This window comes from Akkermansia muciniphila, assembly GCF_040616545.1.
GTDB classification, from domain to species: domain Bacteria; phylum Verrucomicrobiota; class Verrucomicrobiia; order Verrucomicrobiales; family Akkermansiaceae; genus Akkermansia; species Akkermansia muciniphila_E.
In genome coordinates, this window is the sequence record NZ_CP156688.1 from 1,684,056 (window position 1) to 1,698,290 (window position 14,235).

The 14,235-nt window shown below is 59.7% G+C and carries 8 protein-coding genes; 6 read left to right on the plus strand and 2 right to left on the minus strand.

The features are described from left to right. Positions 1 to 382 precede the first annotated feature (382 nt). Genes gyrB through ABGM91_RS06925 form a run of 4 tightly spaced genes read left to right on the plus strand, consistent with a single transcriptional unit; the run spans position 383 to position 7,554 of the window. Positions 383 to 2,941, plus strand: coding sequence for a DNA topoisomerase (ATP-hydrolyzing) subunit B (gene gyrB / locus ABGM91_RS06910; protein ID WP_354830784.1), 2,559 nt, complete (start codon positions 383 to 385; stop codon positions 2,939 to 2,941). A 23-nt stretch (positions 2,942 to 2,964) separates the two neighbouring features. After that, complete coding sequence (gene gyrA, locus ABGM91_RS06915; RefSeq protein WP_354830787.1) at positions 2,965 to 5,586, plus strand: DNA gyrase subunit A; 2,622 nt, start codon at positions 2,965 to 2,967, stop codon at positions 5,584 to 5,586. 60 nt (positions 5,587 to 5,646) lie between these two features. Continuing rightward, entirely contained in the window at positions 5,647 to 6,279 is a 633-nt protein-coding gene (locus ABGM91_RS06920) for a lactate utilization protein (protein WP_354830790.1), read from the plus strand. 3 nt (positions 6,280 to 6,282) lie between these two features. Further along, positions 6,283 to 7,554 carry a peptidase U32 family protein gene (locus tag ABGM91_RS06925; RefSeq protein WP_354830793.1) on the plus strand — a complete coding sequence of 424 codons (1,272 nt, stop codon included), beginning with the start codon at positions 6,283 to 6,285 and terminating at the stop codon, positions 7,552 to 7,554. A 117-nt stretch (positions 7,555 to 7,671) separates the two neighbouring features. On the opposite strand, the gene ABGM91_RS06930 is transcribed toward ABGM91_RS06925, so the two are convergent. Further along, a complete protein-coding gene (locus ABGM91_RS06930) occupies positions 7,672 to 8,592 on the minus strand; it encodes an arginase family protein (protein ID WP_354830796.1) in 921 nt (306 codons plus the stop codon). 349 nt (positions 8,593 to 8,941) lie between these two features. Here ABGM91_RS06930 and ABGM91_RS06935 point away from each other — a divergent pair, with 349 nt between their 5' ends. After that, entirely contained in the window at positions 8,942 to 9,301 is a 360-nt protein-coding gene (locus ABGM91_RS06935) for a helix-turn-helix domain-containing protein (RefSeq protein ID WP_290566538.1), read from the plus strand. 145 nt (positions 9,302 to 9,446) lie between these two features. Here ABGM91_RS06935 and ABGM91_RS06940 read toward each other — a convergent pair whose 3' ends face one another. Continuing rightward, entirely contained in the window at positions 9,447 to 10,253 is an 807-nt protein-coding gene (locus tag ABGM91_RS06940; protein WP_354830799.1) for a LamG-like jellyroll fold domain-containing protein, read from the minus strand. A 431-nt stretch (positions 10,254 to 10,684) separates the two neighbouring features. Here ABGM91_RS06940 and ABGM91_RS06945 point away from each other — a divergent pair, with 431 nt between their 5' ends. Further along, positions 10,685 to 14,227, plus strand: coding sequence for an SUMF1/EgtB/PvdO family nonheme iron enzyme (locus ABGM91_RS06945; protein ID WP_354830802.1), 3,543 nt, complete (start codon positions 10,685 to 10,687; stop codon positions 14,225 to 14,227). Positions 14,228 to 14,235 lie beyond the last annotated feature (8 nt).

Here is a 14,235-nt window from a genome sequence, read left to right on the forward strand (position 1 = left end):
GTTATCCGGGACGGCCCTGTTGCGTTGTGATGAAGGGGTCTTTCCCGGAGAAGGAGGACGGAATAGGCCAAGCGGACTCCATGGACGGAATAGAAGGGGAAGGTGAGTCCATGAAGTTCATCCTGTCCATTCTCTCCACCCTGAACTCTCAACTCTCAACCTTCCACTCTGAACTCTCCCCGTTCAAGATTCTGTAAAACCGCGTAGAATACTTCCGCACCCCTTGTCCGCTATCTTATGTCAGAAAAAACCGGGCGGCGAGAAATAGGCCTGTTTTTATGCGATTACAGCGGGTTTTTGCGGAGGCAGCTCCCACACGCGCACGCGCGTTTTCTAACATTAGCCTTGCAAAAATTTAAGATAAGCGTAGTATATTTCAGTTATGTCCGAAGATACCAACGAGGTTGTTGAAACCACCGTTTCCACGACGGCGCAGCATGAATACGGCGCCGCGCAGATTGACAAACTGGAGGGCCTGGAGGCCGTGCGGAAGCGCCCCGGCATGTACATCGGGGACCCTGACGAAAGAGGCCTGCATCACTGCGTGTTTGAAGTGCTGGATAACTCCATTGACGAGCATCTGGCCGGGTATTGCAGCAAGATTGACATTGTGATTCATGTGGACGGCTCCATTTCCGTGGTGGACAACGGCCGCGGCATTCCGGTGGATACGCACCCGAAGTTCGGCATTCCCGCCGTGGAGCTGGTGCTGACCAACCTGCACGCCGGCGGCAAGTTCGGCCAGGGCGCCTACAAATACTCCGGCGGCCTGCACGGGGTGGGCGCCAAGTGCGTGAACGCCCTGTCCGACTGGTTCAAGGCGGAAGTGCGCCGGGACGGCAAGCGCTACCAGATCAAGTTTGAGCGCGGCAAGACGACGGAACCTCTCCGCCCGGTGGGAGCGTGCGCCTGTGAAATCACGGGCACCACGATCACCTTCTTTCCGGATGCCACCATTTTCACGGATACCACGGAGTTCAAGTTTGACCGCCTGACCACGCGCCTGCGTGAGCTTGCCTTCCTGAACCCCGGCCTGATTATTGAACTGATTGACGAACGGGAAGCCCCCGTGCGCCGGGAAACGTTCTTCTACAAGGAGGGCATTGTGGAATTCGTGCGCCAGCTGGGCAGGAACAAGGAAGTGATCAACGAGGAACCCATTTCCATTTCCGGCGTCCGGAAGGTGGAAGTGGAGTACGACGGCAAGAAAATGGACGACGACGTGCTGGTGGACGTGGTGTTCCAGTACAACAACACGTATGAAACGAACATCCTCTGCTTTGCCAACTCCATTTACAACGGGGACGGCGGCACGCACCTTTCCGGCTTCCGCGGCGCCCTGACGCGTGTGATCAACGGGTACGCGAAGGCGAACGGCCTGCTCAAGGAAAAGGACCCCTCCCTGAGCGGGGAGGACGTGCGCGAAGGCCTGGTGGCCGTCATCTCCGTCAAGATGCCCAACCCGCGTTTCTCCTCCCAGACCAAGGACAAGCTGGTGAACACGGAAATTGAAGGCGTGGTAGGGAACGTCGTGTACGAAGAGATCAAGACGTACTTCGAGGAAAACCCGGCAATGGCCAAGAAGATCATTGAAAAGAGCATCACGGCCGCCCGTGCCCGCGAGGCCGCGCGCAAGGCGCGTGAAACGGTCCGCAAGAGCGCTCTTTCCATCGGCGGCCTTCCGGGCAAGCTGGCGGACTGCTCCGACCGCGACCCCGCCAAGTGTGAGCTCTTCATTGTGGAAGGTGACTCCGCCGGCGGCTCCGCCAAGATGGGGCGTGACCGCCGCACGCAGGCCATCCTGCCCCTGCGCGGGAAAGTGCTTAACGTGGAAAAGGCGCGGCTGGACAAGGCCCTGGGTAGCCGGGAAATCCAGAACATGATCACGGCCATCGGCGCCGGGATCGGCGACGGGGATGATGAGGCCTCCTTCAAGCTGGACCGGGTGCGCTACCATAAGATCATCATCATGACTGACGCGGACGTGGACGGCGCCCACATCCGCACCCTGCTGCTCACCTTCTTCTGCCGCCACATGCCGCAGCTGGTGCGCGCCGGGTACCTGTACATCGCGCAGGCTCCCCTTTACCGCATCATCCGCAGGAAGAAGGAGGAATACGTGCAGGATGACGTGGCCCTGAACCGCAAACTGATTGAACTGGCCGTCAATGACGTGACCCTCCGCTTTGCGGACGGCTCCCATTCCTTCTCTTCCGATGAACTTTCCGCCATTCTGGAAACGCTGGTCAACCTCCAGCGTTATACGGAATCCATGCAGGCGCAGGGCGGCACCCTGGAAGACCTGCTCAACCACCGGGAGGCCAACGGCGACTTCCCGGAATTCCTGGTGAAGGTGCGCAGCGGCAATGAGGAGGAAATCCTGTTCTTCCATGACATGGAGGCCCTCACGGCCTTTTCGGATGAAAACCGGGACCTCTTCATCTTCGGCATGCCCACGGAAGAGGAACTGCTGGAAAACCCCCTCCCGGACCGGGAAGGCCCCAGCCGCCGCTCCATCACCCATGAACTGCATGAAGCCAAGGCCATTGCGCGCGCCCTGACGCGCCTGGCAGAGCTCGGCATCCCCGGGAACATGCTCGTATCCATGGATACGCCCCTGTTTGAACTGGTGGAAGGGGAAGGAGACAAGGAACGGACCACGGCCCTCTTCTCCGTGATGGACATTCTGGAATCCGTCATCACCATCGGCAAGCGCGGCGTGGAAATCACGCGATTCAAGGGCCTGGGTGAAATGGACGCCAAGGACCTGTTCAAGACGACGATGGACCCGGAACGGCGCGAGCTGCTCCGCGTCATCCTGAATGACGACAACGCCGTCAGGGCTGATGAAATGTTCACCATCCTGATGGGGGACGTGGTGGAGCCCCGCAAGAACTACATCGTGGACCACGCGCTCAATGTCCGCAACCTTGACGTTTAATTCCTACACTTTCTCCCAGAACCATGGAAAACAATAGAATCAAACCGGTGGACGTAGCCAGTGAGCTCTCCACTTCTTTCCTGGACTACTCCATGTCCGTCATCATCTCCCGCGCCCTGCCGGACGTGAGAGACGGCCTCAAGCCCTCCCAGCGGCGTATCCTGTACGCCATGAAGGAGCTCAACCTGTCCCCCGGCGGCAAGACCCGCAAATGCTCCAAGATCGTGGGTGACACCATGGGTAACTATCACCCGCACGGGGACGCCGCCATTTACGGCACCCTGGTGAACATGGCGCAGGACTGGTCCATGCGGGACATCCTCGTCATCGGCCAGGGCAACTTCGGCACGCCGGACGGGGACCCGCCCGCCGCCGCCCGATACACGGAAGCCAAGCTTTCCGGCATGGGGGTGGCCCTGATGGCTGACCTGGACAAGGACACCGTGGACTTTGTCCCCACGTATGACAACGAGCACACGGAACCCACCGTGTTCCCCTCCGCCTTCCCCAACCTGCTGGTGAACGGCGGCACGGGCATTGCCGTGGGGATGGCCACCAACATGCCCCCCCACAACCTGGGGGAAGTGGTGGACGGCATCTGCGCCGTGATTGACAACCCCCTCATGACGGTGGATGAACTGCGCCACTACATCAAGGGGCCGGACTTCCCCACCGGGGGCGACGTGCTGGGCTTTTCCGGCATTGACAGCTACTTCCGCACCGGGCGCGGCTCCGTGCGCATCCGCGGCAAGATAGACATGGAAATGACGGACTCCGGCAAGGACCTCCTCATCATCCGTGAAGTGCCGTACGGCGTAAACCGCGCCGCCCTCCAGGAACGCATTGCGGAACTGTACAAGGACAAGATACTGACGGACATTTCCGGCATCCGGGACCTTTCCGACGAGAAAACCTGCATTGAAATCGAGCTCAAGAGGGACGCCCGCCCGCAGGTGGTCATGAACCAGCTCTACAAGCTCACCTCCATGGAAACCTCCTTTGCGGTGAATATGCTGGCGATTCACGACAACCGCCCCAAGACGCTCGCGATGCTGGACGCCATCAACTTCTACATTGAGCACCGCCGCGAGGTGGTCGTGCGCCGCACGCGCTACCTGCTGGGGGATGCGGAAAAGGACGCGGAACGCCTGGAAGCCTTCCTGCTGGCCCTGCACCACATGGATGACTTCATCACCATCATCCGCGACTCCAAAAACAGGGAGGAAGCCCGCGAACGGCTGCAAAACTACACCTTCTCCACACAGACGGCGGAAAGCCTGGGCATCCTGATCCGTTCCCAGGCCTCCGTGCAGGGGGACCGCTACATCTTTACGGAACGCCAGGTCAATTCCATCCTGGACCTGCGCCTGTACCAGCTCACCGCTCTGGAAAACGACAAGATTTCCGGGGAATACACGGAACTGCTGGTCCGGATCAAGGACTATCTGGACATTCTGGCCAATGAATCCCGCGTGCTGGGAATCGTGAAGGATGAACTCATGGCGATCAGGGACAAGTACGCCACGCCGCGCGTCACGCGCATCATTCCCTTCTCCGGGGACATGGCTATCGAGGACCTGATCCCGAACGACACGATGATCGTCACCATCACGCACAGCGGCTACATCAAGCGCACCAACTCCGCGGAATACCGCGTGCAGGCCCGTGGGGGCAAGGGCGTGAAGGCCGCTACCACGAAGGGAGCCAAAAAAGACGCGGAGGCGGATTTCATCGAGCACCTCTTCGCCGCCCAGAACCACGACTACCTGATGTTCTTCACCAACACCGGGCGCGTGTACGTGGACCGCGTGTATGAAATTGACGAGGCCGCCCGCAGCGCGCAGGGCCGCAACATCAAGAACCTGCTGGACCTCCAGCCGGAGGAAGCCATCGCCGCCATCCTGCGCCTGGAACGCCGGGTGGATGAAAAGGGCAATGACATCACCTTTGCGGAAGGCAGCGGCAACGTGGTCTTCGCCACGAAGGACGGCACGGTGAAAAAAACCAGCCTGAACGACTTTGTCAACTACCGCAAGGCCGGCATCATCGCCATCAACCTGGAGGAAGGCAACACCCTGGTGAACGCGGAACTCACCACCGGGGAAAATGAAATCGTGCTCGTCACCCATGACGGCATGAGCATCCGCTTCCCGGAGGAAGCCCTCCGCACCCAGGGCCGCAACACCATCGGCGTGCGCGGCATCCGCCCGCGCGAGGGGGACTACGTGGTGGCCCTCGCCATTGTGGACCCGCAGAAAACCCTGCTGGTGGCCTCTGAAAACGGCCTCGGCAAGCGCACCTCCTTTGAGGAATACCGCACGCAGGGCCGCGGCGGCACCGGCATCAAGACCATGAACTGCACGGACAAGACGGGCAAGGTGGTCTCCGCCACGGTTGTTTCCGAGGAGGATGAACTGATGCTCATGACCACGGCCGGGCAATCCGTCCGCATCAAGGTGGCTACCGTCCGTGAGACGGGCCGCGCCACCCAGGGCGTGAAGCTCATGACGCTGAACGACGGCGAAGCCATCCAGGACATCTCCATCGTCATTCCGGATGATGAAGAAGAGGATATCCCGGAGGACGGGGAAGACGCGGAGGCCGTGGAACCTTCCGGCGAGGCGCAAGCCCCTGCGGAAGAATAACACTCCATGGAACCCCGCTCCGGAATCATGCCGGAGCGGGGTTCTTCATCCGCCGTTTTTATGGAAGAAAACCTTTCCCTGCAAAAGTGCGCCGAACGCCTGGAACGGCGCGGATTCAGAAGCTTTGTAGTCCCGGGCTTGAAGGAAGCCGCGGACCTGATGCGCGGCCTGGTGCGGGAGTTCCAACCCGCGTCCGCCTCCTACGGGGACTCCATGACCTTGAAGTCCACGGGAATTCTTGACGACCTGCGGGCCAACCCGGACATTCAATTTTACGACGGCTTTCTCCCGGGCATGGACCGGGAGGAAAAATGGGAAATCCGGCGCCGCGGCATGACGGCGGACCTCTTCCTGACCGGAATCAATGCCGTCAGCATGAAGGGAACCCTGCACTGGGTGGACATGGTGGGCAACCGCGTGGCCCCGGTGGCGTTCGGCCCCCGGCACGTCATTCTGCTGGCCGGAGCCAACAAGCTGGTGGCTGGCCCGGAGGAGGCCGCGGAACGCATCCGCCGCATTGCCCCGCTGAACGCCAAACGCCATGAGGGCTTCAAGACGCCCTGCATGTACACGGGAACCTGTGCGGACTGCAACTCCCCGGACCGCCTGTGCAATATCCACATGTCCATCGTCAAATGCTTCCCCAAGGGAAGGATTACCGTCATCCTGATGGAGGAATCCGGAGGACTCTGAGCCATGCCCGTTTCATCCCGGATAGAAATCATGGCCCCGGCGGGGTCGTTTGAATCCCTGGCCGCCGCATTGCAGGGCGGGGCGGACTCCGTGTACTTCGGCGTAGGAAAGCTCAATATGCGCTCCCGCGCCACGGCAAACTTTTCAGAGGAAGACCTGCCGGAAATCGTCGCGCGCTGTCATGAGGCGGGGGCTAAGGCCTACCTGACGCTCAACATCATCGTGTACGATGATGAGCTGGAGGAGGTGCATTCCCTGTGCCGCGCCGCCCGGAAGGCCGGAGTGGACGCCGTCATTGCCTCCGATCTGGCGGTGATCACTTATGCCCGCTCCATCGGGCTGGAAGTCCACATGTCCGTGCAGGCCAACGTCTGCAACATGGCCTCCGTCAGATTCTACGCTCAATACGCGGATGTGGTGGTGCTGGCCCGGGAACTCACCCTGGCGCAAATCAGGCACATCATTGAATCCATCCGGAAGGAGGACGTGAGAGGCCCCTCCGGAGAACTGCTCCGGGTGGAAATCTTTGCCCACGGGGCGTTGTGCGTGGCCGTGTCCGGCAAATGCCACATGAGCCTGGCGGCCTACAACTCCTCCGCCAACCGGGGCGCCTGCTTCCAGAACTGCCGCCGCGCCTACCGCGTGACGGATGAAGAAACGGGCAATGAACTGGTGATAGACAACAAATACGTGATGTCCCCCCGGGACCTGTGCACCGTTCCAGTGCTGGACCAGATACTGGATGCCGGAGTCTCCGTGCTGAAGCTGGAAGGGCGCGGGCGTTCCTCAGACTATGTCCGGACGGTCACCTCCGTGTACCGGGAAGCCGCGCAGGCGTGCCTGGACGGCACCTTCTCCGCGGACGGAGCGGCTGCGTGGATGGAACGGCTGGAATCCGTATTCAACCGGGGCTTCTGGCAGGGAGGGTATTACCTGGGCGTAAAATGGGGGGAATGGAGCGGATCCTCCAACAGCCGCGCCTCCCTGCTGAAAATCCACATCGGCAAGGTGGACAACTTTTATAAAAAGAACGGCGTGGCGGCCCTTTACCTGGAAGCCGGCGGCTTGTCCGCGGGGCAGACCATCCTCATGGCGGGCCCCACCACGGGAGCCGTCCGCGTGGAAGTGGAATCCATGCAGCGGGAGACGGCGGCCGGAATGGAACCCGTGGAAACCGCGCAAAAAGGGGAAACCGTCTATCTGGCGGTTCCGGAACAGGTGCGCCGCCGGGACAAGGTGTACCTGCTGCGCCCCCGCACGCTGGAAGACGCCTGAACTTTTAATACCGCAGAAATGTAAAAACAAGACCGCCGGAGAGAGGGGAAACGGCGGTTCCCTCCTTCTCCGGCGTTTGTTTTTCCCGGATAGCGGGAATAAACGGAGGAACGTTGCTCATTCCCCCGTTCCCTGTCCGGCAGGGGACGGCGGTGCATCCTGCTTCAGCAGGGGGAGCTGGCTGAGCATGTTTTTAATCTTGATCGCCAGGCGCGGCATCGGTTCCGCTACCGTAAGGCCCGCCACGTCGTAGCGGGCGGCGATGTCGTTAATCACCCGGACCACCTCGCTGATCTTCATTCCTCCCGGTTCTACGCCCACCCCCGCGATGATTTCCGCCGGGTCCAGAACGTCCAGGTCAAAGTGGATGAGAACCTTGGAAACGCCCCTCTCTTTCAGCCAGTTCATCACAGCGTCGCTGTTATCGGCCAATTCCGCAGGAGACAGGCTTTTGATGTTCAGGCTCTTTTGCCGCTCCTTCGTCCCTCCGTCCTTTTCCCAGGCGCGCAATCCTGCAATCAGGACGTTGGAGGCATCCACCTTCCCCGGCAGAAGCTTCATGATCTCTTCATCCCCCATCCCCATGCAGGCTGTCAGCGCCATGGCGTGGTAACCCTTGTATTCATCGTTCGGAAGATTGATGTCAGGATGGGCGTCAATCCAGACCACGGCCACATCATCGGGATATTTCCCGGCTAGGTAAGTGAAGGGAACCACGCTGACGGAGCATTCCCCGCCCAGCGTCACTATCTTGTCCGGATTGTTTTCACGCAGCTTCCCGAGTGCCGCTCTGGTCTGGGCCAGAATGGCGCTCCGGTCGCTGATGCCTTTCTCCACCTTCCTTTCTCCAATGTCCAGGGAAACGGGAACTTCAACGGTCTTCTGGGTGCTTTCTGGCGCCAGCATCCGGAGAAGCTGCGCTCCCAGGTAATACCCCCTGGAAGCGTCTTCCGCGGGGAGGTCCGGCATCCAGTGGCTTACCACGCCCCCTTGCCATTGGGGATAAATGAGGCGAATCGTATTTGCTTGATGTTCCATGCGCTGATTGTTTGTTGAGGGTTTTTCCTGTGCCGGGGAAAAGGATATCCCCAGCAATACGGCGGCTGACAATAAGGAATGTTTCATGCTGCTGTGATATGGTGAGAAGGGCAGAACCCGTTTATGTGAAGTTAGACCATTTCCGTTTTCCCGCAATACGGATAAATTATTCGTATGCCGGCAAATTTGCCGGTGCATGCCTTCCGGCGCCCTTTTTCCCGGCTTCCTCCCTGCCACTGGGAGCCGCCGGGCTGTGCGGCATAACGGCGGTTTTATCCGGGAAACGCTTGAAAAATGCTTCCGGAATTGGTGAAGTGGAAAGAAGAAAACCTGTTTCCCCCTGTCTGCCATGTATGAGAAAAAATTGCCCTTTGATATTGATTGCGGAATCAGAATAGCCATGGAGGTAATCGGCGGCAAATGGAAGAGCTGCATCATCTTTGAACTGGCGGAAGGCCCCAGGCGCCCCAGCGAGCTTCACCGCCTGTTTCCGGAGGCCAACTCACGCGTCATTGACCAGCAGTTGAAAGAACTGGAAACGTGCGGAATCATTGAAAAAAAGATATACGCGGAGCTCCCTCCGCATTCCGAATATTCCATCACCCCGGCAGGGAAGACGTTAATCCCCGTCGTCAGGCAGCTGGAACAATGGGGAAATGAATTCAGGCCGGCCATGAAAATAATTCTTGGCATGGAGGATGACCGGTAGGCCCTTTCCTGCCGCCGTGACCGCTTCTTCCGCGCTCCGGTATGGCCTCCATGGCCGCGGAAAGGAAGAAGCCTCTGTATCAATCCATGAAAAACGGATATTCCCGTAAAGGAATATCCGCAACGAGGTTTATCCGGAAAAACTTTTAATGTTGCGGCCTTCTGCGGCGCAGGGCCAGAAGGGCCAGCCCCGTCAGGCTGAGGGAGGCAGTAGCGGATTCCGGCACGTTGCCGGAGAGGGACGCAATCTGTTCCGCGCTCAGCACCCCCTGGTATAACTGTACATTGGAGAAGTCCGCCGACTGGGTATTCTGAGTGCTGATTGGCCTTCCTCCCAGGGAGAAGGTATCCAGCAATTCATTGGTCCGGTTAGTGGAGGCCAGCGTTGCGGTGGCGATGATCTCTCCATTCAAGTACAGGGTGAGGAGTCCCGTGTTATTGGCGCCGGTGTCTACGGTGACGATGAATGTTTGTTCTATTCCCTGAACCACGGTGCCCGCAGTGGAGATTTGGTTGCTCAGGCTGTAGCCTTCCGGAGAAAAGGACCATCCGGCATTATCACCTTTCGTGTAATTGACTTTCAGGTTCCAGCTGCCGGCTTCTCCCAAGCCGAACAGTACGGGCCAATTGGAAGTGCTCCCTGCGTTCAGGCTGGCCTTCACCACAAAACTGAAATTGTCTTTCATTTTAATAGGAGAAGCGCTGTCCGTGAAGGTCATGCGATTACCACTGACGGAATTGTAAATGTCATCCGTGACGGAACCTCCCCCGAAGTTAGGGGAAAGAGTGGTGTAGGCGTTTCCGTCGGCTCCCGTAACCACGATATTGCCGGCACTAGGGGAACTGGAAGTTCCGGTGAACGACATGTCCCAGAGGAGCGTTCCTGCTCCCTGCGCCGTGCACAGGAGCCCAAGCATGGCAATGCAGGAGGAAATCAGTAGGGTCTTTTTCATGAGATTAATGTGGGTATTATTACGGATGTCCTTCTTTTTTTGGAGGACAAGACGTATTCTGCGGATTCCCAATCCGGAGCGCTTGTTGAATTCAACTGTGAAGGCAGGGAAAACAGCCTTTCCACCGCGTCCTTTCATGGTCGCGCCGCCGGGAACATAGGCCTTCCGCCCTTGCAGGAACTCTCTCCGCTCTCCATCTGGAATCATGGACGGAAAAACTCCGGTAAACCTTCCTTTCCCCCGCCATTGCCCGGAGAGTTTTTCCACAACCGCCTTTCCTTTAAAATCGGAGCTTGACTTCCGGATTGGGAATCCGTGGGAATTAAGTTATGTATTCATCCTCATTTGATTATAGGGTAAATAAAGAGGCTCATAAATTATGGTTGAATGAAAAAGAATTTCCTCTGCGTACTAGTGTAAAACTGTACGCCATGCTTGACTTATGCTCCATCCTGCGCCTTCTCTCATGCGGCTGTGCCGTGCTGGGAGCCGGAATACTCCATGCCTCCGGGCTCCGGCCCTGGCTGCAGGAATTATCCGGAATTCCGCTTCCGGCCTCCGCGGAAGGAAAGAATCAATGGATGCAGGGCCTGTGGGCGCGGACGGCGGAGCAGGTGTCTTCCCTTTCCGATCCGGCTGCCGCGGATGACTGCGGAGACGCCATGGCGCTGCTGGCCCCCGTATTCCAGGCATGGCCGGACGGGCAGAAGGCCGGGGCCGCACTGGCGGAAATCCTTTCCGTTCCGGTGGAGCGGGTGGGGGCCGTCTCCTCCTGGGATGACTTGGCGAAGCATGAGAAAGCCATTCTGGAAAAACTCAGTTTCCTCAGGCTGAAGAAGCTGGCGGCTTATTATGACGCGGCCGCCATCCGCCGCGCGGTGAAACGCAACCGGGAAAAATACGGGGAACGGTACCCCGGCGCGGACGGCTTCCTGGCCCGGCTGGATGAATGGGAAAAGAAGCTGGGGCCGCTGGACCGGTGGGTGCAGCAGGCCGGCCCGGAGCAGGCTGCCCAGTTGCGCGAGCTGGTGGAATTGCGGAAAAAGGCTCTTATTGAATCCCTGCCGGAACAGGACTCCCTGAGGGAATGGGTGAGCGTGCGGCGTTTCAACCCTTCCGGGAAAAGCTCCTTCAACCATGACCGCCCGGCCAACTGGCAGGGCATTTCCAGCATGCCGGGGCCGGGCCGCATGTACCGCAGCGGCATCGTGAAATTTGACGGAGCTGCCTCTTCCCCCGCGGCGCGGCTGCTGGAGGACGACCGCTGGATGGGGCATCTGGAAGTGGATTTTTCCGGGGAAAGGCTCATGTTCACCGGCAACCACTTCGGCAAGAAGGAAAACAGGCCCTGGGACGTCTTTGAACTGGACTTGAAAACCGGGCAAAAGGAATCCCTTACCGCCCACATGCCCGCGGATACGGACAGCTACAATTCCTGCTACCTGCCGGACGGCCGCATCATCTTCATCAACACCTCCGGCATGCAGGGCGTGCCCTGCGTCACCGGGGTGGACTACGTGGGGAACATCCACCTTTACGACCGCGAGAAGAAGACGACCCGGCGGCTCACCTTTGACCAGGACAACAACTGGTTCCCCACCATGCTCCCGGACGGCCGCGTGCTGTTCCTGCGCTGGGAGTACACGGAAAGCGCCCACTACTTCAGCCGCGTGCTGATGCATATGAACCCCGACGGCAGCGACCAGAAGGAATATTACGGCTCCAACTCCTACTGGCCCAATAGCCTGTTCAACGCCCGCCCCCTTCCCGGCAGGCCGGGCATGTTTGCGGGCATTGTCAGCGGGCACCATGGAGTCAAGCGGCTGGGGGAACTGGTCATCTTTGACGTGAACCGGGGGCGCACCGCCACGGAGGGCGCGGTGCAGAAAATTCCCGGATATGGAAAGCCCGTGGAAAACGTGACCAGGGACCAGTTGGTGGAGGGATTGAAGACTCCCTATTTTGCGGAACCGTACCCGCTGAATGAGGAAACCTTCCTGGCCGTCTCCTCCCCTTCCGGCAACCAGGGCGTGACCAATGTGGTCTGGTGTGACGTGTATGACAACATCATTCCCCTCACGGCTTCCTCCTATTTCATTTATGCGGATCCCACGCCGCTGAAGCCGCGCAAAAAGCCGCCCGTGCTGCATGACCGCGTGAAGCCGGAGAGCAGGACGGCCACGGTTTATATCTCCGACGTGTACCGGGGGCGCGCCATGGCCGGAGTGCCTAAGGGGGAGGCAAAATTCCTGCGCGTGTTCATGTCCGAATACAGCCCGCGCAACACCGGAAGCCATTATGCCATGGGCATGGAAAGCAACTGGGACCTGAAGGTGCTGTACGGCACCGTTCCCGTGAATCCGGACGGTTCCGCCATCTTCACGGCTCCCGCCAGCCAGCCGCTGACCCTCCAGGTGCTGGACGGGGAAGGGCGCGCCCTGGCGCTGATGCGGAGCTGGTTCACGGCCATGCCGGGGGAAACGCTCAGCTGCATAGGCTGCCATGAACGGCAGAACTCCGCGCCGCCCGCCAAGGCGGCCATGGCTTCCCGCCAAAAGCCTGCCGCCATTGTTCCGTGGTACGGTCCGGCGCGCACCTTCTCCTTCATGAATGAGGTGCAGCCCGTGCTGGACCGCCACTGCATCCGCTGCCACACCGCGGGGGACAAGGCCCGTGAAGGAATACCGGATTTCATGACATTGGAGGCCGTCAAGGGTGCGCCCGCTCCCGGTTCCGTCGCGTACTGGAACCTGCACCCCTACGTACGCCGCAACGGACCGGAAGGGAACTACCTGGGGCTGTCTCCCACGGAGTTCTTCGCGGATACGTCGGAACTATACCAGCTCCTCAAAAAAGGCCATCACGGCGTGGAGATGCCGCAGGAAGACTGGAACCGCCTGGTCACGTGGATGGACATGAACGCCCCCTATCTGGGAGAATGGCCGGGAGAGCGCAATGAAGGATTGCTGAAACGCCGCTATGACCTGCACAGGCAATTTTCCGGAGCGGAACGGAATTATGTGACCATGAAGGACTCCCTGTTCCAGAGGCACGTCAGCGGCATTCTCCCTGGCGGAGGCAGGCCCGTCCCCCGCGCCAGTGAAAAAAGAGTGCCCGTTCCGGAGGCGCGTAATGAAACGCTGGCCGTGGATTTGGGGAATGGCGTAAGCATGAAATTCCGCCGCATTCCCGCGGGAAAATTCAGGATGGGGAGCGAACGGGAAACTCCGGCGGAAAGCCCCGCCTCCACGGTGGAGATTGAAAAACCGTTCTGGATGGGAGAGGCGGAAGTGACGCTGGAGCAGTACCGCCGCTTTGACCCGGACTACCTCAACGGATGGTACGACATGCACTACAAGGACCAGGTGAGGCCCGGCTACGACATGGACGCCGACCCGCGATTCCCGGTCATCCGGGTACCGTGGACCAGGGCCATGGAATTCTGCCGCTGGCTTTCCGCGAAAACCGGGAAAAAGGTGACGCTGCCCACGGAAGCGCAGTGGGAATACGCGGCCAGGGGCGGAGCGGAGGCGGACTTCTTCTTCGGAGAACGGGATGCGGACTTCTCCGCGTACGCCAACCTGGGGGACGTGACGCTGAAGGAGCTGGCCGTCTCCGGCGTGGACCCCAAGCCGATTAAGAATCCCAACCGTTTCTGGGACTTCGTGCCGCGTGATGAAAAATACAATGACGGGAAGCTTCACCTGGCGCCCGTCAAGAGCTACAGGCCGAATGCCTACGGATTGTACGACATGATCGGCAATGCTGCGGAATGGACCCGTTCCGAGTACAGGCCCTACCCGTGGAATGGGAAGGACGGGCGCAATGAAAGCCTGGGCTCACGCGTTCCCCGTGCCGTGCGCGGCGGTTCCTGGTATGACCGCCCCCGGCGGGCTACGTCCTCATGGCGGTGGGGGTACCCCGGCTGGCGCCCCGTGCACAACGTGGGGTTCCGCGTGATGATAGAAGACTGACTCTGAAA